Source organism: Cyanobacteria bacterium QS_8_64_29, from assembly GCA_003022125.1.
Classification (GTDB): Bacteria; Cyanobacteriota; Cyanobacteriia; order Cyanobacteriales; family Rubidibacteraceae; genus QS-8-64-29.
Genome location: PXQH01000020.1, coordinates 9,432 through 33,259 on the forward strand (window position 1 = coordinate 9,432; position 23,828 = coordinate 33,259).

23 protein-coding genes, 2 tRNA genes and 1 pseudogene (1 of these 26 only partly in view) are annotated in these 23,828 nt (G+C 66.2%); 16 read left to right on the forward strand and 10 right to left on the reverse strand.

Going from position 1 to position 23,828, the window contains the following annotated elements; genetic code table 11:
* The 4 genes and pseudogenes from BRC58_03865 to BRC58_03880 form a co-directional block, all read right to left on the reverse strand.
* Nucleotides 1-1,158: pseudogene (locus BRC58_03865) on the reverse strand (hypothetical protein) (it extends 550 nt beyond the left edge of the window).
* Between the two features lie 53 nt (nucleotides 1,159-1,211).
* Nucleotides 1,212-1,294 (reverse strand) — tRNA-Leu (locus tag BRC58_03870).
* Nucleotides 1,295-1,340: 46 nt separating this feature from the next.
* Complete coding sequence (locus BRC58_03875; protein ID PSP18278.1) at nucleotides 1,341-2,813, reverse strand: hypothetical protein; 1,473 nt, start codon at nucleotides 2,811-2,813, stop codon at nucleotides 1,341-1,343.
* A 76-nt stretch (nucleotides 2,814-2,889) separates the two neighbouring features.
* On the reverse strand, nucleotides 2,890-3,972 hold the full coding sequence (locus BRC58_03880) for a 4-hydroxythreonine-4-phosphate dehydrogenase PdxA (GenBank protein PSP18279.1): 1,083 nt from the start codon (nucleotides 3,970-3,972) through the stop codon (nucleotides 2,890-2,892).
* A 136-nt stretch (nucleotides 3,973-4,108) separates the two neighbouring features.
* Between BRC58_03880 and BRC58_03885 the strand changes: the two genes are divergently transcribed.
* Both BRC58_03885 and BRC58_03890 read left to right on the forward strand, forming a co-directional pair.
* Nucleotides 4,109-4,231, forward strand: a complete 123-nt coding sequence (locus BRC58_03885) for a PetM of cytochrome b6f complex subunit 7 (GenBank protein ID PSP18280.1) — start codon at nucleotides 4,109-4,111, stop codon at nucleotides 4,229-4,231.
* 3 nt (nucleotides 4,232-4,234) lie between these two features.
* Entirely contained in the window at nucleotides 4,235-5,161 is a 927-nt protein-coding gene (locus tag BRC58_03890) for a TIGR01777 family protein (GenBank protein ID PSP18281.1), read from the forward strand.
* Between the two features lie 42 nt (nucleotides 5,162-5,203).
* Here the strand turns inward: BRC58_03890 and murA are convergent, their stop codons facing one another.
* Nucleotides 5,204-6,547, reverse strand: coding sequence for a UDP-N-acetylglucosamine 1-carboxyvinyltransferase (gene murA, locus BRC58_03895; protein PSP18282.1), 1,344 nt, complete (start codon nucleotides 6,545-6,547; stop codon nucleotides 5,204-5,206).
* 166 nt (nucleotides 6,548-6,713) lie between these two features.
* Between murA and BRC58_03900 the strand changes: the two genes are divergently transcribed.
* The 6 genes from BRC58_03900 (at nucleotide 6,714) to BRC58_03925 (ending at nucleotide 11,579) form a co-directional block, all read left to right on the forward strand.
* Nucleotides 6,714-6,798: transfer RNA gene (locus tag BRC58_03900), tRNA-Leu, on the forward strand.
* A 24-nt stretch (nucleotides 6,799-6,822) separates the two neighbouring features.
* A complete protein-coding gene (locus BRC58_03905; GenBank protein ID PSP18283.1) occupies nucleotides 6,823-7,602 on the forward strand; it encodes an rRNA methyltransferase in 780 nt (259 codons plus the stop codon).
* An 85-nt stretch (nucleotides 7,603-7,687) separates the two neighbouring features.
* Nucleotides 7,688-9,130, forward strand: a complete 1,443-nt coding sequence (gene lpdA, locus BRC58_03910) for a dihydrolipoyl dehydrogenase (protein ID PSP18284.1) — start codon at nucleotides 7,688-7,690, stop codon at nucleotides 9,128-9,130.
* 9 nt (nucleotides 9,131-9,139) lie between these two features.
* Nucleotides 9,140-10,033, forward strand: coding sequence for an indole-3-glycerol phosphate synthase TrpC (locus BRC58_03915; GenBank protein ID PSP18285.1), 894 nt, complete (start codon nucleotides 9,140-9,142; stop codon nucleotides 10,031-10,033).
* A 3-nt stretch (nucleotides 10,034-10,036) separates the two neighbouring features.
* On the forward strand, nucleotides 10,037-10,303 hold the full coding sequence (locus tag BRC58_03920) for a hypothetical protein (GenBank protein ID PSP18286.1): 267 nt from the start codon (nucleotides 10,037-10,039) through the stop codon (nucleotides 10,301-10,303).
* 121 nt (nucleotides 10,304-10,424) lie between these two features.
* Nucleotides 10,425-11,579 carry an aminotransferase gene (locus BRC58_03925; protein ID PSP18287.1) on the forward strand — a complete coding sequence of 385 codons (1,155 nt, stop codon included), beginning with the start codon at nucleotides 10,425-10,427 and terminating at the stop codon, nucleotides 11,577-11,579.
* 8 nt (nucleotides 11,580-11,587) lie between these two features.
* Here the strand turns inward: BRC58_03925 and BRC58_03930 are convergent, their stop codons facing one another.
* Nucleotides 11,588-11,998, reverse strand: a complete 411-nt coding sequence (locus tag BRC58_03930) for a peptide chain release factor 1 (GenBank protein PSP18288.1) — start codon at nucleotides 11,996-11,998, stop codon at nucleotides 11,588-11,590.
* 28 nt (nucleotides 11,999-12,026) lie between these two features.
* Here BRC58_03930 and BRC58_03935 point away from each other — a divergent pair, with 28 nt between their 5' ends.
* The 4 genes from BRC58_03935 (at nucleotide 12,027) to BRC58_03950 (ending at nucleotide 16,195) form a co-directional block, all read left to right on the forward strand.
* On the forward strand, nucleotides 12,027-12,635 hold the full coding sequence (locus BRC58_03935; GenBank protein ID PSP18289.1) for an alpha/beta hydrolase: 609 nt from the start codon (nucleotides 12,027-12,029) through the stop codon (nucleotides 12,633-12,635).
* Nucleotides 12,636-12,740: 105 nt separating this feature from the next.
* Complete coding sequence (locus BRC58_03940; protein ID PSP18290.1) at nucleotides 12,741-13,535, forward strand: methanol dehydrogenase; 795 nt, start codon at nucleotides 12,741-12,743, stop codon at nucleotides 13,533-13,535.
* 81 nt (nucleotides 13,536-13,616) lie between these two features.
* Nucleotides 13,617-15,008, forward strand: coding sequence for a hypothetical protein (locus tag BRC58_03945; GenBank protein ID PSP18291.1), 1,392 nt, complete (start codon nucleotides 13,617-13,619; stop codon nucleotides 15,006-15,008).
* Entirely contained in the window at nucleotides 14,966-16,195 is a 1,230-nt protein-coding gene (locus BRC58_03950; protein PSP18292.1) for a hypothetical protein, read from the forward strand. The genes BRC58_03945 and BRC58_03950 overlap by 43 nt, the downstream gene beginning before the upstream one ends.
* Here BRC58_03950 and BRC58_03955 read toward each other — a convergent pair.
* On the reverse strand, nucleotides 16,192-16,341 hold the full coding sequence (locus tag BRC58_03955; protein ID PSP18293.1) for an isochorismate synthase: 150 nt from the start codon (nucleotides 16,339-16,341) through the stop codon (nucleotides 16,192-16,194). The two genes, BRC58_03950 and BRC58_03955, sit on opposite strands and share 4 nt — an antisense overlap.
* Nucleotides 16,342-16,525: 184 nt before the next feature.
* On the opposite strand from BRC58_03955, the gene BRC58_03960 reads away from it, so the two are divergent.
* Genes BRC58_03960 through BRC58_03970 form a run of 3 tightly spaced genes read left to right on the forward strand, consistent with a single transcriptional unit; the run spans nucleotide 16,526 to nucleotide 19,514 of the window.
* Nucleotides 16,526-18,442: a S9 family peptidase gene (locus BRC58_03960; GenBank protein PSP18294.1), complete on the forward strand. Its 1,917-nt coding sequence runs from the start codon at nucleotides 16,526-16,528 to the stop codon at nucleotides 18,440-18,442.
* A gap of 2 nt (nucleotides 18,443-18,444) precedes the next feature.
* Nucleotides 18,445-19,197: a hypothetical protein gene (locus BRC58_03965; protein PSP18295.1), complete on the forward strand. Its 753-nt coding sequence runs from the start codon at nucleotides 18,445-18,447 to the stop codon at nucleotides 19,195-19,197.
* A complete protein-coding gene (locus BRC58_03970; protein PSP18296.1) occupies nucleotides 19,191-19,514 on the forward strand; it encodes a hypothetical protein in 324 nt (107 codons plus the stop codon). Before BRC58_03965 ends, BRC58_03970 begins: the two co-directional genes overlap by 7 nt.
* A gap of 4 nt (nucleotides 19,515-19,518) precedes the next feature.
* Here the strand turns inward: BRC58_03970 and BRC58_03975 are convergent, their stop codons facing one another.
* Genes BRC58_03975 through BRC58_03985 form a run of 3 tightly spaced genes read right to left on the reverse strand, consistent with a single transcriptional unit; the run spans nucleotide 19,519 to nucleotide 23,184 of the window.
* On the reverse strand, nucleotides 19,519-20,193 hold the full coding sequence (locus BRC58_03975; protein ID PSP18297.1) for a low-complexity protein: 675 nt from the start codon (nucleotides 20,191-20,193) through the stop codon (nucleotides 19,519-19,521).
* A 21-nt stretch (nucleotides 20,194-20,214) separates the two neighbouring features.
* Nucleotides 20,215-21,600 (reverse strand): metal-dependent phosphohydrolase, encoded by a 1,386-nt coding sequence (locus BRC58_03980; protein ID PSP18298.1) that lies wholly within the window; start codon nucleotides 21,598-21,600, stop codon nucleotides 20,215-20,217.
* A gap of 12 nt (nucleotides 21,601-21,612) precedes the next feature.
* On the reverse strand, nucleotides 21,613-23,184 hold the full coding sequence (locus BRC58_03985; protein ID PSP18299.1) for a radical SAM protein: 1,572 nt from the start codon (nucleotides 23,182-23,184) through the stop codon (nucleotides 21,613-21,615).
* Nucleotides 23,185-23,448: 264 nt separating this feature from the next.
* On the opposite strand from BRC58_03985, the gene BRC58_03990 reads away from it, so the two are divergent.
* Complete coding sequence (locus BRC58_03990) at nucleotides 23,449-23,796, forward strand: hypothetical protein (protein ID PSP18300.1); 348 nt, start codon at nucleotides 23,449-23,451, stop codon at nucleotides 23,794-23,796.
* Nucleotides 23,797-23,828 lie beyond the last annotated feature (32 nt).

The window sequence follows — 23,828 nt, forward strand, 5'->3', positions numbered from 1 at the left end:
CAGCTGGGGGTCGGGGGCGGGGGCAGCCAGCAGCAGCACGTCGCTGCCGCGCGCTCGGACGGCCGCGTGCTCGCGCAGGCTGGTGCTGGGCACCGTCGCGTAGCCAGGCATTTGCGTCACGACCAGCGCTTCGCCCATCGGACGCTGCCAGGTATAGTGCCGGGTGGCCTCGGCACCGGCCGAGCCATCCGCACTCGCGCGCTCGGTTTGCAGCAGGGCGCTAACGAGGCTGCTTTTACCGGCGCCGCTGCGTCCCAGTAGCAACAGGGTCACAGGCGGCGGCTCTACTGATTCGCTGCTCGGGGCTTGCTCCAGCAGCTGCTGCAAGGTCCGCCCCTCAGGGCGCGCTAGCTGCGGGGTTGCAGTGGTGCTACCAGCCGGCGGGAGCGTTTCGCCGCTGTAGAGCGCGATCGCCTGCCGGCAGAGGTTGCGCAGGGCTGCCTCGCGCAATAGCTGGCTCAGGTTGGCTACCAGTTGTTGGTTGGCCTGCTGCCCGAAGCGCTGGCTGGCTCGCTGCGCGGCGGCTGCCAGCGGGTTGATCAGCCACCGCGCCCAGCGCCAGGCTTGCCAAGCCCGGCGTGCGGAAGGCTCCCACTGGCGATAGAGCCGGTAGGCCTGGTAAGCCTGCCCCACAGTGACCCGGTTGAGCGCCGGCGCCAGCTTTTGCATCCAGCGGTCCAGATCGTCCACGGTGCCGCGAATGAGGCCGTAGGCCTGCGGCACGTAGATATCCAGCAGTGGGTACTCAACCGCCGGGCGATAGATTCCCGCAATCGCGACAACTAAAGCCTGACAGCGCTGCCAGAAAGCGCCCCAATCTTCCCAAATGGGGGGATCTTCGCGCGCAGCGGCCAGCGTGGCTTGCAGCGCCGCCTCAGCTTGCTGCAGGCGATCATCCTCAGCAACGGCCGCTTCAGCTTCCTCGCGCGCCAGCCCCGCACTCACCTCGGCAGCGGCTGAGGCAATCGAGCTGCCCTGGGGCCGCGTCCACCGCACCAGCAGCCAGCGCCAGCCCAGAAACAGCGGCGCTAGGGCTGCCCAAATCCAGCTCAAGTCCCAACGCTGGAGCTGCCAGCCGGCCGCAAACAGCACTAGGGCAGCCGTCAGGGCAACGGGAAGCCCTAGAACGACCCATTGCCAGCGCTTGAGCCCTACCATGGCGGGCCGTCCCGATCGAACTCAGCCCAGCGGCTGAGTCCGGAGGCAGTGCATGCGGACGGAGAGATTCGAACTCTCACACCCTGAGGGTACTAGAACCTAAATCTAGCGCGTCTACCCATTCCGCCACGTCCGCACGGTCGCGGACTCCCTAATTTAGCATCTGCTCCTGGGGCCTCACCTCAGGGCAGTTGGCAGGATTTGCGCTCGCGATCGCGCTGCGGGTACTGCCAGGAGAAGGCAAAGTGGCTCAGCGCGCTCAACTGCTCTAGCTGATACTGGAGCGCCTGCATTTGCCGCTCTAGTGACGGGCGCTTTTGGGTCGATTGGCCCCAGCGGCCGGCCAGGGCGGGAATGACCTGGGTACCCTCAGGGGCAAACTGCACCGCCCGTTGCGCCTGGTCGACAATGCAGCCAGGCGTCCCGCAAATGCCGTAGGACATGGCATGCCAATCCAGGGTGCCGGGGAAGCTATCCCACGGCTGCAAGCGCGAGTCGAACCCATTCTTGCCGACGGTGCGATTGGCTTTGGGGAAAAAGACAGCGCCGGCCGGAATGTCGCGCTCGAGCACCGGTTGGCCGGCCGCTTGGAGAAAGTCGACTACCCCTTGCGCGGCATGGGCGACGCTGAGCCGCCACAACTGCCGCTGTAGCTGCGCGCGACTGACGCCAGTCTCGGCCGAGCGGTATCCCTGCCAGCGGGGCGCTTCATCCTGGGGCGGCATGTCGCGCAGGGTCTCAACATTTTGTTGGGTCAGGCGACCCTGCTCCAAGTAACGCTCGAGCAGCCACCGCCCCTTGGCGTTAAGCGTGCGCCGGATCAGGGTCTGCTGGGAAGCCTCGCTGTAGATCCACAGATCTTTGACGTTATTGGCAAGCGAGTTGCTACCCGAGCCGTAGGGATAGCGGATGTAGTCGAATAGCACGCCATCAGGCTGGCGCTCCAGCACGGCCTCGACAAGTTGGCGGTACTGCTGCCGGGCCCGATCACTGTAGGGATCGATAAAGACCTTGGAGTCCCCTTCGGTGGCTAGGCTAGTCTTGCCGCGCCCGTTGCGCAGGATGGCGCGATCGCTGCCGTCAGCTTGGGTGTAGGCATAGCCAAAATTCATCGAGTACAGCCAGGCGTGGACCTCGAGCCCGCGCTTGTGGCCTTGCTCGATGGCACGCGCAAGCAGATCGGCATCGGCGTAGTCGGGATGGCTAACGGCCGAGGGCCAGACGGTCGGGTTGTCGCTTGCCGGCAGCAGGACCTGGCCGCTGTAGAAGGTCTCTAGGTGGACTTGGTTGTAGCCGCGGCTGGCGATGCGATCCAGAACTTGCTCTAGCTTGCCGGGGCGGGCATCGCAGGGATAGAGCCGCAGCCAAATCGCTTGGGTCTGGGGCCAGTGCTGCGAGCGGCAGCGCTCTAGGCGTTGGGCGTGTTTGGCAACTAGCTCCTGATAGCGCGCGCGATCTTGGTCGTTGCCGGCAAAGGCAGCCTGGCGCAGCTTGCTTTTGCGCTCGATGGCTGCTTGCGGCAGCTGGCAGTACCGGTTGAGCTCATCGGTGGCTGACTGGCGCTCCTGTTGCTGCGCCAGACTGATGCTACCGGCAACTAGCGCGGCCAAGGTGGCTTGCAACAGAAGCCGCCCCGCGCGGCGGAGGTTTCTCATAGCAGGGGAACTCGTGCGCTATCAGCGATTGCGGCAGGCGCGAACGGGATCCGAACCGTCCCGAGGTCCACCCATGTTAGCGGGTGCCCGAGTAAAAAATAGACGAACGGGCGGGACGGCCTGTTTCCACGCGCCGCGTTGCCATCTCGGCGGCCAAGGCGATCGCGGCTTTGAGGCTGGCTGGATCGGCGCTGCCGCGACCGGCAATGTCGAATGCCGTCCCGTGATCGGGCGAGGTGCGCACGAAGGGCAGGCCGATGGTGGTGTTGACAGCCTGCTCGAAGGCCAGCGCCTTGAGCGGGATCAGGCCCTGATCGTGGTACAGCGCCAGGTAGGCATGGGCCGCCTGCGCGCGCGCTTGGTGCGCGTGCCAGGCGCGCCCGGGCGCGATCCAGAGGGCATCCGGCGGGACAGGGCCCACTAGCGTTACCTCAGGGCGCTCGCGCTGCTCCCGCGCCAGCCAAGCCTGCAGCCAGTCGCGCTCCTCGGTTCCCATGGCGCCGCCTTCGCCGCTGTGCGGATTGAGGCCCGCAACAGCGATGCGCGGGCGCGCGATGCCAAAGTCCTGCGCCAGCGAGGCAACCAGCACCGCCAGTTGGGCGCTCAGGTGCGCTGGCGTTAGGCGCTGGGGAACCTCGCGCAGCGGCACGTGCGTGGTGGCCAGCAGCACGCGCAGCATCCAATCCGTATGCGGGGATCGCGCGGCAAACAGCATGCCCACCGAGTCCCGCCCGGCTTGCCGGGCCAGCACCTCGGTTTGACCGGGGTAGGCCAAGCCAGCTGCATGCCAGGCGGATTTGGCAATGGGCGCCGTCACTAACCCGCTGGCCTCCCCGGCCAGGGCGCGCGCGATCGCAGTTTGCAGAAAGGCGAAGCTGGCGCGGCCGCTGGCCGCGTTGCCCTGCCCCCAACGAATCTCGGCCCGTACCGAGGGGGCCAGCGGCACCTCGAGTACCGGGAGATCGTCGGGGTCGGCCAGCGAACGAACGTGCGGCCGCAGCTGCCGGTAGTGCCATCGCAGCAGCTCGCGATCGGCCACGAGCGCGATTGGGGCTGGCAAGGGCGGATCGGCGAGGGCCTTGAGCGCTACCTCCGGGCCGATGCCGGCCGGATCGCCGACTGGCAGTAATAGCTGCGGTTGCCCCGTACTGGGCGTCATGCAAGCGCTCGCTCCCGTAGGGACAGGCCAGATGGTACCCCAACTTAGCACGCTCGCTAGCGTTGGCTCGCGCAGCCGCCGCAGCGGTTAAAATGCACCCATACCGGCATCAAGCTTGGCGCCAGGAGGCAAGCGCATGACGGCCAATGAGCTCATTTTCAACGCGGCCCTCATCATCACAACCGTCACGCTGGTGGGCATCGCTTGGGGCTTTTTGATGCTCAAGATCCAGGGACCCAACGAAGGCGAAGAAAGCTAAGCCATGCAAGTCGCGATCACGGGCGCCACCGGCTTTGTGGGAACGCGCCTGGTGGAGCGGCTGCAGGCCCAAGGCATGGGCTCGCTGCGCGTTCTGACCCGCAACCCCGAGCGCGCGCGCGCCATCTTCCCGGCCGAGCGCTACCCGCAGCTGGAAGCGGTGGCCTATACGCCCCAGCGCTCGGGGGCGTGGCAGCAAGTGCTGGATGGCTGCGACGCCGCCATCAACCTAGCTGGCGAGCCGCTGGCCGATAAGCGCTGGACCCCAGCCCGCAAGCGCGAGATCCGCGACAGCCGCGCCATCGGGACGCGCCGGATCGTCGAGGCGATCACGCAGGCCCAGCGCCCGCCCCAGGTCCTGATCAATGCCTCGGCCGTTGGGTACTACGGCACCAGCGAGACGGCCACCTTCGACGAGAGCAGCCCGCCCGGCAGCGATTTTTTGGCCCAAGTTTGCCAGGACTGGGAAGCTGAAGCCCAGGCAGTCGAGCGGGTGGGGACGCGCTTGGCGATCCTGCGCTTTGGCATCGTCATGGGGCCCGGCGGCGCCCTGGGCAAGATGCTGCCCCCATTTCGGTCGTTTCTGGGCGGCCCGTTGGGTAGCGGCCGCCAGTGGGTGTCCTGGATCGCGCGCGACGACCTGGCCGATGCCCTCTGCTATGCCCTCAACGCCCCCGAGATGCAGGGCACATTCAACGCCACAGCTCCCAATCCGGTCCGCATGCGCGAGCTAGCGGACACCCTGGGCCGGGTCCTGAACCGACCGTCCTGGTTGCCCGTGCCGGGAGCTGCCCTGGAGCTGCTGCTAGGAGAGGGCGCTCGGGTGGTGCTGGAGGGGCAGCGCGTCCTGCCCAACCGCTTGCAGGCTGCGGGCTTTCCGTTCCAGTACCCCACGCTCGAGCCCGCGCTGGCCCACATTGTTGCCCGCTAGCCGGCCGCTGGGAACGTAACGGAACGGGCACCCGTCTTAACCTCAGGCATTGGTCGCTGTGGGCGCGCGCGCTGAGGTGCTGGCTGCGGCAGCTGGCACACGCTGCAGTTGCGCGCCCAACTGCCGCAGCTTGCCCTCGAGGTTTTCGTAGCCGCGATCGAGATGGTGCAGCCCCGTTACAGTCGTCACGCCTTCGGCTGCCAAGCCGGCCAGGACGAGCGCGGCCGAGGCGCGCAGGTCGGTAGCCTCAATGGGCGCGCCCGAGAGCTTGGGGACGCCGCGGATGATGGCGTGCCGGTCTTTGACGCGAATGTTGGCCCCCATGCGCTGCAACTCCGGGACGTGGGCGAGGCGGTGCTCGAACACGGTCTCGGTGATGACGCTATCGCCCGAGCTCAGCGCCAGCAGCACCATGAATTGGGCTTGCATGTCGGTAGGAAAGCCCGGGTAGGGCGCCGTTTCAATGTCGGTAGCGCTGAGCTCGCCCGGCAGGACGCGCAAGCAATCGGCGCGCTCGCGCACCACCTCGACCCCTATCTCGTGCAGCTTGGCCATGATGGGACCGAGGTGCTCGGGCACCGTGGGCGAGAGGGTGAGCTGCGACCCGGTCAGCGCGCCTGCCACCAAAAACGTCCCTGCCTCGATGCGGTCCGGCATGATGGCGCGATCCACCCCCTGCAAGCCATCCGTCCCGCTGACGGTCACCGTGCTGGTGCCGGCCCCCTGGATGCGAGCGCCCATAGCGCAGCAAAAATCGGCCAGATCGGCGATCTCGGGTTCTTGGGCCGCGTTGTCGATTGTCGTTTCGCCTTGGGCCAGTACGGCAGCCATGATCAGCGTTTCGGTCGCCCCAACGCTGGGATAGTCCAAATGGATGTGGCCCCCCTGGAGCCGGTTGTGGCGGCCCGGAATGGCGGCCCGGACCATCCCGCCCTCGATGCGGATCTGGGCCCCCATGGCCTGCAGCCCCCGCACGTGGAGATCGACCGGACGCGCGCCAATGGCGCACCCGCCGGGCAGCGGCAGCTGCGCCTGTCCCAGGCGGGCCAGCAGCGGCCCCAGGGTAAAAAAGCTGGCGCGCAGGCGCGAGACCAGCTCGTAGGGAGGCGTACCGCCATCGAGCTGGCTGGGATCGAGCTCGAGTGTGCTGCCGCTTCGCCGCACGCCGACGCCCAAGGCAGTCAGGATCTGGCCCATGCGCGCCACGTCCACCAAATCGGGGACATTGCGAATGCGGCACGGCTGGGATGCCAGCAGCGATCCCGCCATGACGGCCAAGGCGGAGTTTTTCGCGCCGCTGATGCCAACGTACCCTGCTAGCGGAGCACCCCCCCAAATTTGGAGGACCGATTGCGCTTGGGTGTCAGAGGTCGGACGGGAATTGATGGCTCACTCCTCCCACAAATTCGACAATCCGAGCCAGGATGGCCCCGATCTTAGCTGAAACCGTGGCAGCGTCCAGGCCCAGCGCAGCGCAAGCGCGCAGGTGGTGTCCTTGCTTGACGGTCGCTGCTAGCTGCGCCACCATTGCGTATTGCTAGATCGATTGCCTGCGGAACTGGCGGAATTGGCAGACGCGCTAGATTCAGGTTCTAGTGTCCGTTAAGGACATCCGGGTTCAAGTCCCGGGTTCCGCACTCGATGGCTGGGCGGCTAGCCGGATGCTGACCAGCCGCCAAAACCCACTAATCAAACAAATCCGCAAGCTGCATCGCGCCAAGGCGCGCCGCGAGCAGGGGTTGCTACTGCTCGAGGGGACGAACCTGCTGGCAGCTTACTGCGCCACCGGTCAGCCGTTGGCTGTTGCGGGCAGCACGCCAACGTGGCAGCAGCGCCACCCGGATTTGTGGGCGCAAGCGGCGCAGCAGGCCCAGCGGGCGGTAACGCTCGCGCCCGGACTGCTGGCGGCGATCGCCACTACTGTGACCCCCGATGGGGCCATCGCGGCGGTCCCGCGCGACCGCGCTCAGGTCTCGCCTGCCCTACCGGTGGAGTTGGGCATTGGGCTGGAGCAGCTGCAGGATCCCGGCAACCTGGGGACCGCGATCCGCACGGCTGCTGCGGCCGGGTGCCAGGGGCTGTGGCTCAGCGCCGGCAGCGCCGATCCCGAAAGCCCCAAGGTGTTGCGCGCCTCGGCGGGCGAGTGGTTCCGCCTGCCCATGGCCGCCGGCGCCGATCTCGGGGAGGTGGCGCGCCGCAGCCAGCAGCAGGGCATGCAGGTCGTAGCGAGCTGTCCCCAGGCCGCGCGGCCGCATTGGGCGATCGGGCTGCGGCAGCCGACGCTGCTGCTGGTGGGCAACGAGGGCGCGGGCCTCTCCCCCGAGCTGGCTGCGGTTGCCGACGTTCGCGCCCGCATCCCGTTGCAGGCCGGCGTGGAGTCGCTCAATGCGGCGATCGCCACGGCCTTACTCGCGTTCGAGGCCGTCCGGCAACGCCAGTAGGCGAGCGGCGAACTGCAAGAATGAAGGCAGGCGCCCTCTGGGGCCAGCCGCGCGATGGGATAGCAAGCGAGTTTAGGAGCAAGCTGTGGCGCACAGGTTCGATTACGATTTGGCCATTATTGGCGCGGGCGTCGGCGGCCATGGGGCCGCCCTCCAAGCCGTCAAGCAGGGGCTCAAGACCGCCATCATCGAGGCCAAGGACATGGGCGGCACCTGCGTCAACCGCGGTTGCGTGCCCTCCAAAGCGCTGCTGGCGGCTACCGGGCGCGTGCGCGAGCTCAACGATCGCCAGCACTTGCAGTCGCTGGGCATCCAGCTGGGCTCGGTGAGCTTCGACCGGCAGGCGATCGCCGACCATGCCAACCAGCTCGCCACCCAAGTCAGCGGCGACATGACTAAGAGCCTGCAGCGCTTGGGCGTGGACATCATTCGGGGCTGGGGGCAGCTGGCGGCCCCGCAGCAAGTCCGCGTCATTGCCGAAGGCGGCGAGCAGTCGCTGACGGCGCGCGACATCATGCTCTGCCCGGGCTCGAGCCCGGCGGTGCCGCCCGGCATTCAGTTGGATGGCAAAACCGTCTTTACCAGCGACGATGCCCTCAAGCTGAGCTGGATCCCCGACTGGATTGCCATCATCGGCAGCGGCTACATCGGCTTGGAATTTGCCGATATTTACTCAGCCCTAGGCTCGGAAATCACCATGGTGGAAGCCCTGGATCGCCTCATGCCGGGCTTCGACCGCGACATTGCCAAATTCGCCCAGCGCTCGCTCATCGCCCCGCGCGACATCGAGACCCGCACCGGCACCCTGGCCCAGCGCATCCAACCCGGCTCGCCGGTAGCGATCGAGCTGGCCGATGCCAGCACTCGAGCCGTTACCGAGACCCTGGAGGTGGATGCGGCCCTGGTGGCCACCGGACGCGTACCGGCCACCAAAAACTTGGGCCTCGATGCGGTTGGGGCCACCGTTGACGAGCGCGGCTTCATACCCGTCGACGATCGCATGACCGTGCTAGCCGAGGGCGAGCCCGTTCCCCACCTTTGGGCGGTGGGGGATGCCACCGGCCAGCTCATGCTGGCCCATGCCGCTTCCGCCCAAGGCATGGTTGCGGTGGAAAACATCTGCGAGCAGCCCCAGCGGGTGAACTACCGCGCCATCCCGGCGGCCGCCTTTACCCACCCCGAAATCAGCTATGTGGGCCTCACCGAGGCCGACGCCCGCGAGCTGGCTGCCGCAGAAGGGTTTGAGGTGGGCACCGTTCGCAGCTACTTTAAAGCCAACACCAAAGCCCTGGCCGAGGGGGAAACGGATGGCTTGGCCAAAGCAATCTATCGCAAGGACACCGGCGAGATCCTGGGGGCCCACATCATGGGGCTGCACGCCTCAGATCTGATCCACGAAGTCGCCAGCGCGATCGCCGAGCGGCAATCGGTGCGCGATCTGGCCTTTCACGTCCACACCCATCCCACCCTCTCGGAGGTGCTGGGGGAAGCCTTCCAGCGAGCCGAACTCACGCCTGCCGCCCGCTAATGAACGCTAATGGAGATTCGCCGCCGCCCGCCCAACCCGGCCATCAACGTCAGCCAGCAGTGCTATCAGGTATCGCTGCCCGAGGGCGAGCCGCAGCACGTGCTGGAGCGCATCGTCTGGCAAAAAGAGCGAGCCGTGGATCGCTGGCGCGAGGCGCTGCCGCTGCAGGCACTGCGCCAGCAGATCCAGCAGCAGCCGGATGCGCCGCGCGACTTTCTGGGGGCGCTGCGCCAAGCCCGCCTGCAGCCAGCCCCCATCGCCGAGATCAAGCAGGCCTCGCCCAGCCGGGGAACTCTGCGCGCTGAGTTCGACCCAGTGGCGATCGCGCGCGCCTACCGCGAGGCAGGGGCAGCTTGTCTGTCCGTGCTTACCGAGCAGGATTTTTTCCAGGGCAGCTTGGATCATCTGGCTGCCGCGCGCGCAGAAGCGGGCCTGCCCGTGCTGTGCAAAGACTTCATTTTGTACCCCTACCAGCTCTATCTGGCGCGCACCTACGGCGCCGATGCTGCTCTGCTGATTGCGGCGCTTTTGCGGGACCAAGACCTGCGCTACTTCGTGCGCATTGCCAACAGCTTGGGCATGGCGCCGCTGGTGGAGGTGCATACGCTCGCCGAGCTGGATCGGGTGCTAGCCGTTGGCGGCGTTGGTCTCATCGGCATCAACAACCGCAACCTCAGCGATTTCTCTGTCGAGGTGCAGGTGACCGAGCGGCTGCTGCAAGCGCGCGGCGAGCAGCTGCGCGAGCGCGGCATTGCCGTGGTGAGCGAGTCGGGGCTGCACGCGCCAGCCGATCTGGCGGCGGTGGCGCGCGCCGGGGCCGACGCCGTGCTAGTGGGCGAGTCGCTGCTGACCCAGCCTCACCCCGGGCAAGCGCTGGGCGAGTTGTTTGCAAACCAGGCCTGAGTCATGCCCGAGCCCCAACAGTCCCAAGCGCCGCTCCCCATCCCCGCTCGCGTCCACTACGAGCTCCTGCTGCAGTTGCTCGAGCGCCAGACGCTGCCGGCGACCGAGAGCTCGCCCGAGCTGTGGCAGCAGGTCCAGGCCCTGGTTACCACGCTGCGCAAAGCGCTGGCGCAGCAGAAGGAGCTGGAGGCAAGCTGCGATGCTGCGCGGCTGCCCTACGAGTCGCGGTGGTCGCTCAACAGCCGACCGGGGCAGGAGCGCAAGTCCTAAATGCCGCTGGTCGTGATCGCGCCAGATCCCTGCAAAGCTGGATGCCGCCAATGCCCAGGCGCGCTAGCGCTGTGGGGATGGGATAATATCAGCACTCGCCAGACGGATTCGAGAGGACGGCATGGAAGACAAGCAAACGCTAATGATGCCGGGGCCGACCCCGGTTCCGGAGAGCGTGCTGCTAGCGCAGGCCCGGCACCCCATCGGGCATCGCAGCGGCGAGTTCAGCGAAGTGGTGGCCGAGATCACCGAGCACCTCAACTGGCTGCATCAGACCCAAAACAATGTCATTCACCTGGCTGCCAGCGGCACTGGGGCCATGGAAGCCGGTACGATTAACTTCCTCAGTCCCGGCGATCGCGTCCTGGTGGGCTGCAATGGCAAGTTCAGCGAGCGCTGGGCGGATATGGCCGAAGCTTTTGGCCTCAATGTCGAGCGCATCAGCGCCCCGTGGGGGCAGCCGCTGGACCCGGAGCAGTTCCGCGCCCCGCTGGAGGCCGACACCGACAAAACCATCAAAGCAGTCATCGTGACGCACTCCGAGACCTCCACTGGCGCGCTCACCGACCTGCAGGCCATCAACCGCCACGTTCGCAACCACGGCGAGGCCCTGACGATCGTGGATGCAGTCACCAGCCTGGGGGCAATCGACCTGCCCGTGGATGCCTGGGATCTGGATGTGGTCGTATCGGGATCCCAAAAGGGCTACATGGTGCCGCCCGGATTGGGCTTCGTCGCCGTCAGCGATCGCGCCTGGCGCGCCTACGAGCGGGCCCAACTGCCGCGCTACTACCTGGATTTGGGCATGTACCGCAAAGCCCTGGACAAAAACAGCACCCCGTTTACCCCGCCCATCAATCTCATGGCCGGGCTGCAAGTCGCGCTGCGGATGATGCGCGCCGAGGGCCTAGAGAGCATCTTCGCGCGCCACCAGCGCGCGACCAAAGCAATGCGCGAGGGCGTCCGGGCGCTGGGACTGTCGCTGCTAGCTCCCGATGGCGCCGCCAGCCCAGCCGTGACGGCCGTAGCCCCCCAGAAGGTGGATCCCGAACGGGTGCGCGCCATCATGAAGCAGCAGTTCGACATTGCCTTGGCAGGCGGCCAAAACCAGCTCAAGGGCAAAATTTTCCGCATCGGCCACCTGGGCTTTGTCAGCGAGCGCGATCTGCTGGCAACCCTCTCCTGCCTCGAGGTAACCCTACGCGAGTTGGGCCAAGACGATTTTACGCCCGGCGCCGGCGTTGCAGCGGCTTCCCAGGTGCTGGGGCAAAGCTGACCTGCTGCCTAGCGCCAGTACGGGCGTCCGTAGCTAAAGACCCCTGCCATCAGGCCGGCTGCGGTGAGCGATGACAGCTGCACGAGCACGCTGGGGAACAGCAGCGTTTTGGCCAGCAACCCCAAAATCAGGCACAGCACCAACGCCCACAGGCTGCCCGCATTGAGGGCGATGCGCGGCCAGCGCCAGCGCTCGCCGATGGCTACCCCCAAAGCGCCCACGCCCATGGCGGCTGCAATGGGTAGCAGCGGTCCTAGCGGCCCTTCTAGCGCTAGCCTCACCCCCCGCTCCAGCAGTGCAATCCGCGCCGATGCCGCTAGCAGCAGCGCATCCCCTACGATGGCGACTGAAGTACTCAGGCAGGCCACCTGAAACAGCGGCCGCCAGGGTTGCGCCCGAAACGAGCGGCGGGGATCCATGGAAGCAGACACCTCCCATCCCAAGCCTATGAGTCCATCCGTTCGTGCCGCCAGCGTTGCGCTCTCCGGAAGCCAAATCCACTACTTGGAAGCCGGCCGCGGTCCGGCGGTCTTGCTGCTGCACGGGGCAAGCTTTGATGCCACCACATGGCAATCGCTGGGTACCCTGGCGCTGCTCGCCGAGCGCGGCTACCGCGCCATTGCCATCGACCTGCCTGACTACGGCGAATCCCAGCGCAGCAACGATCCGCCTGAGGTGGTGTTGCCCGAGCTGCTAGCGGCATTAGCGCTGGCAACCCCAGCCATCGTCTCGCCATCCATGAGCGGCCGGTACAGCCTGCCGCTGCTGGTGCGCCACCCTGAGGCGATCGCTGGCTTTGTGGCCGTGGCCCCAGTGGGCATTGAGCGCTACGAGGCGCAGCTACAGGGCTTGGGTGTCCCCACCTTGGCCGTTTGGGGCGGCAATGATCGCACGGTCCCGCCTGCAGAAGCGGACCGCCTCTGCCAGCCGCTGTTGGATGCCGAGAAAGTAGTTTTGGACGGCGCCGGCCACGCCTGCTACATGCAGGCGACGGAAGCGTTTCACCAACACCTGCTGGCCTTTTTGCAACGCTGCTGCGGCGAAGAAGGGAACTGATGGAGGCTTGGCTGGCCGGAACGGCCGCGTGATTAAAATAAAGTAAACGAACGTTAAGCGAACGAGCCCGTGCCCCGCCCTAACCATTGGCTCCACCTCAGCTGCATGCGCCAATGGCGCCCGCTGCTAGCAGCTGGCCTGCTAGCGCTGGCGCTGGTGGCGCTGCCCCCGCCGGCGCGCGCCGTTGACGATCCCTCGCTGCTGCCCGAGCGCCAGACCCCAGTAATCGATCTGGCCAATTTTTTGCCCCAAGTGCAGGAGCAATCGCTGGCTGCCGATCTGGAGCGCTTTGAGGCCGAAACGGGCTGGAAGCTGCGCGTGCTGACCCAATACAGCGAATCGCCCGGGCGGGCGGTCAAACCCTTTTGGGGACTCGACGAGCGCAGCATCCTGCTGGTCGCCGACGCGCGCGGCGGCAATTTGCTGGCGTTTAATGTTGGCGATGCCGCCTACGATCGCATGCCGCGCACGTTTTGGGTGGAGTTGCAAACGCGCTACGGCAACCAGTACTACGTGGGCGAGCACGGCGAAAATGATGCCATTATCTCAGCCCTGGATGCGGTCCGCACCTGCCTGCGCCGCGACGGTGGCTGCGAAGTCGTCCCCGGCCTGCCGCAGGAGCAGTGGGTGCTGACGCTGGCCACCTCGATTGTAGGCGGCTTGGTCCTGGGCTTTGCGGCCGTGCCGCGCCGGGAAGGGGAAGTCGTTGCCTGGCAATGGCCGCTGATCGTCTCGCCGCTGTGGCTGATCCTGTTTGGGGCCTTTGGCATTGGCCCGGTTGTGACGCGAACTGCCGATTGGCTGCCGCTGTTTCGCAACGTGTTGGGCTTTGCCGGCGGCATCCTAGTGGCTTATCTGACGCCGGTGGTGGCGCAGTCGCTTGGCTCCGATGAGGGCTAGCTACCCCCCCTAGCGCCCGGTCCAAGATCGTGCGAGCGGCGATCGCGGGTAAGTTGGCAGCAGGCGCTTGCGGAGCAATCCATGAGCGATGCGGCAGCAAAGCCCAGTCGGGCCGGCCGCTGGCTGGGCACGGTAGCGCTGGCCGCTTTGTTGGGCTTTAGCTGGCTCCCCCAGAGCTACTACTGCATGGTGAGCTGGCCCTGGCTGGCCCTGTGGCAGTTGGGATTCGCGGCCGCCATGCTGGCGCTTTTGGTCATGCTGCGCCAGTTCCGCGTGCCTTTCCAACGCCTGGGCTACGGGCTGGATTGGGCAGTGGGCGTGATCGCAGTGGCGCTGGCGCTGACAACCGGACTGGCTGCCTTTCCTGGCGTGGCGGCTTGGAACGTGGCGCTGGCGCTGAGCTATGGCGTGCTGCTGTACGGCGGCTGCAACTGGCTGCGGCAGTCGCAGCTGAGCGTGCAGCGTCTGGGGATTGGCATTGTCACCGCGGGTGCCATCAGCGCCCTCATTGCCTTTGCCGTGTCGCTGGCCAACCAAAACGGGCTGCAGCTGGATGGGCTTAGCCCGTTTAGCAACCCCAACTTTGCCGCCGGCTACTTTGTCCTGCTGCTGCCGCTGAGCCTGGCGGCAGCAGTTACCGCTAGCGGGCGCGCACGCGTCCTGGGCGTGTTGGGGAGCGCACTGCTAGCTGCCGCCCTCTACACCACTGGCTCGCGCGGCGGGCTGCTGGGGTTGGGGGTGCTGTTGGTGGCGGCCGTTGCCATCGCGATCGGGCGCAGTCGGGGCCGGCAGCGCCAGCGGTGGCTAGCGGGCGCGGCCGCCGCGCTGGTGGCCCTGCTGGGGGTGGCGGCCAGCAATCCCGCCATTCGCGGATGGATTTATCATCCGCAAGATGCCGGTCCGCGCTGGGAGCTTCGGCTGGATCGCTCCAGCCAAAACCGGCTCTACATGTGGCAGGCCGGGCTCAACATCGCCCGCGATCGCCCCTTAGCCGGTGTGGGGCCCGGCAACCTATCGCGAACTTACAACCGCTACCGGCCGGTTGCCGCCGGCCTAGAAAACTACAGCGTGCAGCAGCTCCACAACATGCCCCTGCAGCTGCTGGCCGAATTGGGCGGATTGGGGCTGGGGGCTTATGCTGGGCTACTGGGCACCCTGATGCGGCTGGGATGGCGGCTGGATCGGGCCCTGCGCCACCACCGCGACCGGGTCTGGCTCTACGGCGCAGGCGGCGGCCTGTTCGCCTACACAGTGGCCAGCCTGACGGACTACCAATTAGAGAGCATCCGCATCAGCGGCGCTCTGCTGGCGCTGGTCGTGCTGCTGGTGGGCTTGGCCGACCGCCACCTGGGCTCGCCCGCATCGCTGGCGCTACTCCAGCGGCAGCGGCGCTGGCTGACCTCAGCGGCCTTACGGCCCTGCTGTTGGTCGTGCTGTTTGTCTGGGGGCCGGCCAGTGCGGCCATGTACCTGAGCTGGGACGGGCGGCGCGAGGCAGCTGACGGCCGCATCCAGCAGGCTTACGCGCAGTGGCTCAACGCCGGCGAGCTCGTGCCCTGGGACCCCACTTACCCGGTGGTGGCCGGCTTTTACTTGCTGCGCTTGCGCCAAGCAGCCGACTCCCCCGCGCAAGCCCGCCAACTGACCGAGACGGCGCATCGCCACTTCCAAACGGCCGTCGTGCTGGCCCCCAACGATGCCAACTTCCGCTACAACTTGGGCCATATTAGCCTCATGCTCGATCAGCCCGAGCGGGCCCAACAAGCCCTGGGCCGCGCGACGCAACTGGCCCCGCGCAACGTGCTGTATCACTACTATTGGCTGGCCCGCGCCTACCAGCGCCAGGACCGCATGGAGGCGGCCGTAACGGCACTGACCTTGCAGGGCCTGGTCGATCCGCAGTTTTTGACCCTGCCGCTGTGGTCGAACCCCGAGCTGGCGCCGCTCCAAGCACCCGTGCTGCAGCGCACGCTCTCGCACCTCGAGGCGCTGCTGGCGGCAATGCCGACCGGCCACCGCCACTACAACGCGCTGTACGAACGTATCCTGCTGCTGCGCTGGTGGCACGACCGGCCGCTACCGCCCATTAAGCGCGAGCGCCTGACCCCGGCCGCCTACGTGGCGCTACTGGGCGAGCGCGAACCGCAGGCCGCGATCGCGCGGCTCAACCGCGAGCTGGCTCAGGTTGAGGGGCCGCAGCAGCCTCCCGAGCTGTTGCTCCTGCGCGCCTGGCTGGATCTGCAGCAATACCTGGATGCCTACCGCCAAGCCCAGCGCTCCTCCACCCGCGCTGGCGAATCCCAGCCAATCCCCGATCTCGGCCGCCGGATCCGGCAGCACCGCGACTTCAAGGCGTGGCTGCGCTCGGTTGAGCCCCAGCCGCGCCAGTTTCAGACCACCAACTTGGGAGCCTACACCTACCGCAACCGCAACATTGCCATTAACCCGCTCATCCCCGATGGGGTAGGCCTCTATCCGCTGGCCCAACGCACCGGCCTCTACGCGGCCGCGACCAACTTCCCGGCCATTTTCCCGCGCCTGGATCGGCGCATCGACCGCCTCCGCAGCGAGCGGCTGGGCTTGCCGCATCCAACAGCCCGAAGCGGCAGTCGGTTTGAGATTCCCGAGCAGCGCAGTCGCGCGGCCTCGGGCAAGCCCTAGGAGTGGTAGTAGCTGCTCGACTCGGCCTCGTCGGTATCGCCTTCGTAGGGCTGTACCCCCGTCTGCGGGTAGTCGTCATCGTTGGGGCCAAAGATGCGCGCAATCCCTTGGCGTAGCGTTCGAACCAACTCCGTCCACATGCGCATGAGCGGTCACCTCCTCTGGAGCGCTCCGGAGAGCGCTTCCAGCTGACCATAGGATTATGATTTCGGCAACTTGTTATTTGCCCTATTTATAGTGTAAGCACCAGCCTCGAGCGAGTTCAACCCCGGCGCTCGCATGCGTCAGGATGGGGAGGCAGTTCCCAAGCCAACAACGCACGCACCGCCCATGACCACTGCAACGGCAGCGCAACCCGAAACGCAACTCCCGCCGCTCATCCCGCGCGAGACCCTATTTGGCAACCCCCAGCGCAGTCGGCCGCGACTCTCGCCCGATGCCCGCTACTTCAGCTACATTGCCCCTGACGAGCAGGACGTGCTGCAGGTCTGGTTGCAGCAACCGGAGGCGGCGCAGGACCGCCAGCTCACCGCCGACCGCAAGCGCGGCATTCGGGCTTATTTCTGGACGTATCGGCCCGAGCAGCTGATTTACCTGCAAGATGCCGATGGTGACGAGAACTACCACCTGTACCTGGTGGATGTCGCCACGGGCGTCGTACGCGATCTGACTCCGTTTCAGGGTGTCAAGGCGCAGCCCATCGAGCTGGATCCTGAATTTCCGGACCAGATACTGGTGGGATTGAATCTCAACAGCGCCGAGAAATTCGACGTTTACCGCATCGACCTGCGCAACGGCGCTGTCGAGTTCGAAGCCGAGAACCCCGGCAACATTGTCAGCTGGAGCGCCGATGCCCGCTTCCAAACCCGGGCGGCCGTCGCGGCAACAGCCGATGGCGGCACGGACCTGCTCTACCGCGAAACCCCTAATGGCGACTGGGAGACGCTGCGCCACTGGGGGCCGGATGACGAAGGCGGTGTTGTGGGCTTTTCCCAAGACGGCGGCACGCTCTACCTGGTGGGCTCGCACGACGCCAACGCCCAACGCGCGATCACGCTGGATCTGGCCAGCCGCCGCGAAACGGTGCTGGCGGCCGACCCGCACTACGATGCCGACGACATCCTCATCCATCCCACCGATCGCACCGTCCAGGCAGTCTCGTTCTACAAAGCGCAGCAAGAGTGGCAGGTGCTCGACGAGCGCATTGCCCCTGACTTTGAGGCGCTGGCCCAGCTGCAGGCGGGTGAGTTTTCCGTCATCAGCCGCGATTTAAGCGATCGCCACTGGTTGGTGGCCTACCTCGCCGACGACGGCCCGGTCTACTACTACCGCTACGATCGCGACTCGCGCACCGGCGAGCGGCTGTTTAGCAACCGGCCGGAACTCGAGGACCTGTCGCTGGCTGCCATGCAGCCGGTGCAGTACCAGGCCCGCGATGGGCTCACCATCCACGGCTACCTCACCACGCCAGTGGGCCTGCCGGCCCAAAACCTGCCGGCGGTGCTGCTGGTGCACGGCGGCCCCTGGGCGCGCGATACCTGGGGCTACCACCCTGAGGTGCAGTGGCTGGCCAACCGCGGCTACGCCGTGCTGCAAGTCAACTTCCGCGGCTCGACCGGCTACGGCAAAGCCTTCCTCAATGCCGGCAACCGCGAGTGGGGCGGGGCCATGCACGCCGATTTGGTCGATGCCGTGCAGTGGCTCACCCAGCAAGGCATTGCCGATCCCGAGCGCGTCGCCATCATGGGCGGATCCTACGGGGGCTACGCCACGCTTGCCGGCCTAACGTTTACCCCCGAGACCTTTGCCTGCGGCGTGGACATTGTCGGGCCCTCCAACCTGATAACGCTCATCCAGAGCGTGCCCCCCTACTGGAAGCCCATGATGGCGATGTTCGCCCATCGGGTGGGCAACATCGAGACCGAGGCGGACTTTTTGCAGGCGCGATCGCCGCTGCTCTACACGGATCGGATCCAAAAACCGCTGCTGATTGCCCAAGGCGCCAACGACCCGCGCGTCAAGCAGGCCGAGAGCGAGCAAATCGTTGAGGCCATGCAGCGCGCCGGCAAGCCAGTCGAGTACGTGGTCTACACCGACGAAGGCCACGGCTTCGCACGGCCCGAGAACCGCCTGCACTTTCACGCGCTCGCCGAGGCATTCCTCGCGCGCTATCTGGGCGGGCGCGCCGAACCCATGGGAACCATTGAGGGGCACTCGGGGACCATTCAAGCTAACCCCGAGCAGTAACCATGGTCCTGCGCAGCATGGCCCTGCGCCGGTTGGTAGGCTGCCTGGCGGCGGTTCTAGGGGCCGCCGCGATGGCGCCGGCGGCAGCGGCCGAACCGCCCAAAGTGGGCACCAAGCCCTTCCCGCCGTTTGTCTTCGAGCGGGATGCGGGCGAGCAGCCCACCGGCTACAGCATCGAGCTCTGGCAGCGCATGGCCCAGAAGCTAGGTTACGAAACCACCTTCGTCACCTACGACTCGCTGCCAGCAGGGCTGGCAGCGGTGGAGTCGGGGCAGGTCGATGCCGCCATTGCCGGGATTAGCATCACCGCCGAGCGCGAGCGTCGCCTCGATTTTTCCTATGGCTACTACACCAGTGGCTTGCAAGTTGCGGTGACCGATCGCAGCCAGCATCCGGCCGCGATCGTCCACCACTACCTGCTCGCGCCCGAGATCCTGCGGGCGTTAGCGATCGCGCTGGGCATTGCTTTTGTCAGTGCGAACGCGTTTTGGTTCTTCGAGCGCCACCACCACCCGGACCTGCCGCACCAGTACTGGCGGGGCGTGGGCGAGGGTTTGTGGTGGGCGATCGTCACGGCCACCACGGTGGGGTACGGCGATCGCGTGCCCCGCACGGTGCCGGGACGGTTGGTGGCGATCGCCTGGATGCTCTCAGGAATCGTGGTGTTTGCCTACGTGACCGCAACCCTGGCTGCCAGCCGCCATCGCCCATTGCAGGGCTCGAGGACCTGCACGGTCAGCGCGTGGCCATGGTAGCCGGCACGAGCGCCGCCGAGTACTTGCGGCGCCAGCCCGTCCGGCCCATTCCGTTCGAGCGGCCTGAGGCGGCCTATTGGGCCGTTGCCGAGGGCCAGGTGCCAGCCATGTTTTACGATGCGCCCACCCTGGCCTATCGTGCCGCCCGCGATGGCAAGCTGCGCGCGGTTGGGGAGCGCTTTGCGCGGCAGCAGTACGGCATCGCCCTGCCGCCAGACAGCCCGCGCCAGGAAGCCGTCAACCGCACCTTGTTGCAGCTGCAAGAGGCGGGCGCGCTAGTGCAGCTGCAGCGCAAGTGGTTCCGGGCGCCCGAGTGAGGGCCTAGCTTGGCTCGGCCAGGGGCGTGGATGCGGGAGTGGCGCTCTCCAGCTCCAGCAGCGTGCCCACCACGCAAGCCGAGTGCAGCACTGCCCCGGCCAGGGTGGCCTGCTCTAGCTCGGCACACAACAAGTTGGCATTGCTTAAGTTGGCGCCAGCCAGATTGGCCCCTTGCAGGTCGGTTTCTTCCAGGTTGGCCTCGCTCAGGTTAGCCCCCTGAAGCTCGGCTTGCGCCAAGCTGGCTGCTTTTAAATTGGCGCCGCTGAGATTGGCACCGCGCAGGTCGGCCGCGCGGAACTCCACCCCTTGCAGGTTGACGCCGCTGAAGTTGGCGCCGCTCAAAAAAGCGCCTGCCAGCGAGGCTTGGGCCAGCAGTGCCCCCATGAAGTTGCCCCCGCGCAGGTCCGCCCCGCGCAGGTCGGCCCCACGCAGGTCGGCCCGCATGAAGTTGGCGCCCCAAAAGGTGGCCCGCAGGTCGGCCGCGGCGAGCTGCGCCCCTAGCAAGTTGGCGCCATTGAGCCGCGCCGAGCGCACGTTTGCGCGCGATAGGTCGGCACCAGCCAGGTTGGCGCCCATGAGCTCGCTTTGGGTTAGGTCGCTGTCGGCAAGCAGTGCATCTTCCAGATCGGCGCCGGGCAACTGCTTGTATTGTCCGGCTCGAACGGCATCCCAATCCATGGTTTTGGCCCTCTGTGGGTCTTATCCGCCACTGGCTTCTTCCTCGAGCAGCCACAACCCGGCTGCCATTTTGGGTTGGCTGGCCTCTAGGGTAATGCCCTGCTGCAGCCCAGCCACCACTAGCTCTAGCGCCTCAACCAACTTGGGGTCAAAGGCCTCGCCAGCTTGCTGCCGGCATTCCTCAAGGGCCTGGGCTAGGGCTTGCTCGCGCTCCGGTGGTGCTTGGTCCGGTTGCGGGCGCAACGTGCGAATGGCATTGACGCGCGATTGAAACTCACGCGCCAGCGCCAGAATGCGCGACTCGAGCGGAATGGCATCGTGGGATAGTCCACCAGGCGGTCCCGTTCCGTTCCAACACTCGCTCTGGTGGGTAATGATGTTGGCAACCGCGCTCATTTGGGGCAGGGCGCGCAGGCTCTGCACCCCCGGCAGCAGCTGGCAAGTGGGCGCTTCGCCCTCCAGGGAGGCAATTTCGGTACCCACGGTGGGCACCAGCCGATGCAGCCAGCTGGCAAAGCGCAGCCGCTTCTGCTGCCAAGCGGGCAGCTCCAGCAGCTGTCCCAGGGTCTCGCTCAAGGCAGTCACCTCGGCGGCCCGATTGGGATTGTTGACATCCGCGCGGTCGACGAGCTGCGCCATGCGCAAAAAGGCTTGCAGCTTGTTGGAGGCCAAGTTCTCATCCAGCACTTGGGGGGAGGCCGGCAAGAAAGAGTCGGCTCGGTCCCGCCATTGCTGGGACTGCTCGAGCGCTTGCTGGCTGTCCTGGAGGTAGGCCACCACCTGCGAAACCACCTTCCCAATGTCCTCGCGCTCGCGGCGATCGCGCTCGGCTGCCATGGCCTGCCGGCGCTGCTCCAGCGCCTGTCCCAGCGCGCCGTCATAGCGGCCCAAATGGGCGATGAGCAGCTCGGCGGTCTCATCCACCAACTCGGGCTCAAAGGTCCAAAAGCCGTAAAACTTGCGCTCCAAGTCCTGAGTGGGCTGGCCCAATTGCGCGTATTCGGCCTGGGAGAGCTCTTGGCACAGCACCATCGCCGTGTAGGTGGGCGACAGGATGATGAGGTGCCACTCCTGGGTCAGCGGATCGCCGGGGTCCAGCGCAATGGGCGAGACGTTGGCCTTTTGCCCGGTGGGATGCTCGGCAAAGCCCGCCTCTGACGTGGCCGCGATCGCCACGCGATCGGCTTTCTCGGCCAGCTGGCTGTAGCGATCGGCCTCCTCGAGATAAAACTTGCCTTTCTGGAACACTGCCAGCAGCAGCGGCGCGCTCTGGGCCGCCAGCACAAAGTCCTCGAGCGCATGGCAGAGCGCCACTAGGGTGTTTTTGTAATACACCCCCAGATTGAGGGGTTGGCCGTGCTCGTGATGGGCCGTTTCTAGCTGCTTGAGGATGGTGCCGTCCAGCATGGGGAGCCGAGTCTAGGAAGCCGTAACTAAATCTTTGTGCTTGGCCTCGAGCGGGGCCTGCAGCGCTTCCTCTAGCGGCGCGCGACCCACGCGCGCCTCCAGGATGCGCATGACCTCGCGGCCGAAATCGTCCGGGTTCTGCTGCCAAGCTTGCAGGCAGACCTCGCCCAAGAACGAGCCCAGCGGCTCCGGGTTCCACAGTAGCTTTTTCGCCGTCCAGGGCATGAGGCTCATGGGATTGTAGTCCGAGGCAATCTCGCCGTTGCGCAAGGCGTAGCGCTCCAGATGGGTGTGGGGTTGCAGCCCGATGAAAAAGATGGCGGGCTCGACGTTGGCTTGCCCAAAGATGCGCTCCAGCTCGCGGTGGTAGGCCACTGTTTGGCGGATGGTTGCCTCGCGCTCGTCGATGACGTTAAACGAGTAGTTCACCGAGACCAAATCCTGGTAGCCGGCGGCTTTGAGGTCCCGACAGTTCTGCAGCACGGTGCGCAGGTTGTAGCCCATGCGCATCTTGCGCACCAGCTCTTGGGAACCGCTGCTAATGCCGATCTCGAAATAGTTCATCCCCGTCTCGACCATGAGCTCGCAGAGCTCGGGGGTGAGGTTGTCTGCCCGGATGTAGGCGGCCCAGTTAATATCGGTCATGCCCGCATCGCGGATCGCGCGCAGCAGCGTTTTGGCTTCCTCGACGTATTTTTTGGCGGGGATGAACTGCGCGTCGGTAAACCAAAACTTGCGGATGCCGCGATCGTAGAGCTGGCGCATCTCGGCGACGACTCCATCGGCCGAGTTGATGCGCACCTGCTTGCCTTCGACGACAGTATAAATGCAGTAGCAGCAGTTGTGGGGGCAACCGCGCTTGGTCTGGACTCCCATGTAGAAGTCGTTGTCTTGGACGTAGTAGCGAAAGGCCGGCCACATGCGCTCGATGTAGTCGTAGTCGCAGGCCGTTTTTTCCACGGGCGTGGGCCGCTCGTGGATGAGGTTGGGACGCGGTGGTACCTCGCCAACGACGTAGCAGCGCTCGCTGGTGAAGTCCTCACCGCACAGCAGCTTCTCCAGCAGCATCTCGCCCTCGCCCACCGAGACGATGGTGCCGCGCGGTAGCTTGTGCTGGAGCTGCTCGTAAAACACGCTCACCGCACCCCCGCCAACGACAGTGCGCGCTTGCGGTTCGTAGCGCTGGGTGCGCTTGATGCCGCGCTTGATGAGCCCCAGATTGCGCCATAGCTCGCCATAGTAGGCGCGCATGACGCGCAGCCCTCCTAGCGCGCCGCGCAGCTTGAGCAGCGGGTTCTGGGCGTAGAAAAACTCGAAGGCGTACTGCAGCGGGTTGCCGCCCCGCCCCCCGACGGGCGCGTAGAGCTGGATGTCGCGCCAGGAGAACACCAGCAGCGTGGGTTGGAAGCGATCGATGCAGGCATCGAGCGATCGCCCAAAATCGAGCGGTGCGACCGTCCCCATATCGAAAATTTGCTGCTCGATGTGGGGAAACTGCTTGTGGATGTGGTCGGCCAGGTAGACGACCCCAATGGGAAAGATGGGGTTGCACGGGAGCCGAACGTAGAGGATGCGCTCCGTCATGGCTGCCTCAGGGCTGGGGCGGTGCTACCCCACCTATGGTAGCGGCTGCAACTGGCCGGGATGGGGCTGGCAGAGGGCCGAACCAGGGGGCAGCTTTTAAGTCTAGCTTTACATAGCTTAACACTGCTGCGCTCGAGGGCCACTCGGCGCAGCTCGGCGCCAGCAGGCTGCCAGCGGCTGCTCCCGGCAGCTCGGGCTAATGTAGCCTCGACAACGGTAGTGGCGCTGGGGCGGATGTTAGCTTAAAAGCTGTAACGTTCCGTAATGCTCCCCATGGCCCCAAGCGGACGCTTCTCCCCCACAGCGGCAACAGCCCCGCAGCAGCTGCTGTGCCGCTATAACAATCCCAGCGATCACATGCAGATCGCGCGCATTACCAACATCGAGGGCATGCACTTCGAGCGTGCAGTTTCCCCCGGGCAACCGCTACTGTTCCGCGCCCCCCGCGGCGCGCGGCTCGAGCTCCGCTCGGCGAGCGCTCCCACCGCGATTGTCGCCGACACCATTCCCTGCGAACGCTTGGCCATCGCCCAAGGGCCGGACACCCCGGCCCCCCATGCCGCTGGCCCACAGGGCAAGCAACCCTCGCCGCTAGCGACCTTGCGCGGCTAGCCAAGGCAACCGCTCGATGGCCGGTAGCGGGT

Bases quoted from the DNA above. Each gene is read 5' to 3' on its own strand.
- BRC58_03875 (PSP18278.1), bottom strand. From the start codon at position 2,813: ATGAGAAACCTCCGCCGCGCGGGGCGGCTTCTGTTGCAAGCCACCTTG.
- BRC58_03880 (PSP18279.1), bottom strand. From the start codon at position 3,972: ATGACGCCCAGTACGGGGCAACCGCAGCTATTACTGCCAGTCGGCGAT.
- BRC58_03885 (PSP18280.1), top strand. From the start codon at position 4,109: ATGACGGCCAATGAGCTCATTTTCAACGCGGCCCTCATCATCACAACC.
- BRC58_03890 (PSP18281.1), top strand. From the start codon at position 4,235: ATGCAAGTCGCGATCACGGGCGCCACCGGCTTTGTGGGAACGCGCCTG.
- BRC58_03905 (PSP18283.1), top strand. From the start codon at position 6,823: ATGCTGACCAGCCGCCAAAACCCACTAATCAAACAAATCCGCAAGCTG.
- BRC58_03915 (PSP18285.1), top strand. From the start codon at position 9,140: ATGGAGATTCGCCGCCGCCCGCCCAACCCGGCCATCAACGTCAGCCAG.
- BRC58_03920 (PSP18286.1), top strand. From the start codon at position 10,037: ATGCCCGAGCCCCAACAGTCCCAAGCGCCGCTCCCCATCCCCGCTCGC.
- BRC58_03925 (PSP18287.1), top strand. From the start codon at position 10,425: ATGGAAGACAAGCAAACGCTAATGATGCCGGGGCCGACCCCGGTTCCG.
- BRC58_03930 (PSP18288.1), bottom strand. From the start codon at position 11,998: ATGGATCCCCGCCGCTCGTTTCGGGCGCAACCCTGGCGGCCGCTGTTT.
- BRC58_03935 (PSP18289.1), top strand. From the start codon at position 12,027: ATGAGTCCATCCGTTCGTGCCGCCAGCGTTGCGCTCTCCGGAAGCCAA.
- BRC58_03940 (PSP18290.1), top strand. From the start codon at position 12,741: ATGCGCCAATGGCGCCCGCTGCTAGCAGCTGGCCTGCTAGCGCTGGCG.
- BRC58_03945 (PSP18291.1), top strand. From the start codon at position 13,617: ATGAGCGATGCGGCAGCAAAGCCCAGTCGGGCCGGCCGCTGGCTGGGC.
- BRC58_03955 (PSP18293.1), bottom strand. From the start codon at position 16,341: ATGCGCATGTGGACGGAGTTGGTTCGAACGCTACGCCAAGGGATTGCG.
- BRC58_03960 (PSP18294.1), top strand. From the start codon at position 16,526: ATGACCACTGCAACGGCAGCGCAACCCGAAACGCAACTCCCGCCGCTC.
- BRC58_03965 (PSP18295.1), top strand. From the start codon at position 18,445: ATGGTCCTGCGCAGCATGGCCCTGCGCCGGTTGGTAGGCTGCCTGGCG.
- BRC58_03970 (PSP18296.1), top strand. From the start codon at position 19,191: ATGGTAGCCGGCACGAGCGCCGCCGAGTACTTGCGGCGCCAGCCCGTC.
- BRC58_03975 (PSP18297.1), bottom strand. From the start codon at position 20,193: ATGGATTGGGATGCCGTTCGAGCCGGACAATACAAGCAGTTGCCCGGC.
- BRC58_03980 (PSP18298.1), bottom strand. From the start codon at position 21,600: ATGCTGGACGGCACCATCCTCAAGCAGCTAGAAACGGCCCATCACGAG.
- BRC58_03985 (PSP18299.1), bottom strand. From the start codon at position 23,184: ATGACGGAGCGCATCCTCTACGTTCGGCTCCCGTGCAACCCCATCTTT.
- BRC58_03990 (PSP18300.1), top strand. From the start codon at position 23,449: ATGCTCCCCATGGCCCCAAGCGGACGCTTCTCCCCCACAGCGGCAACA.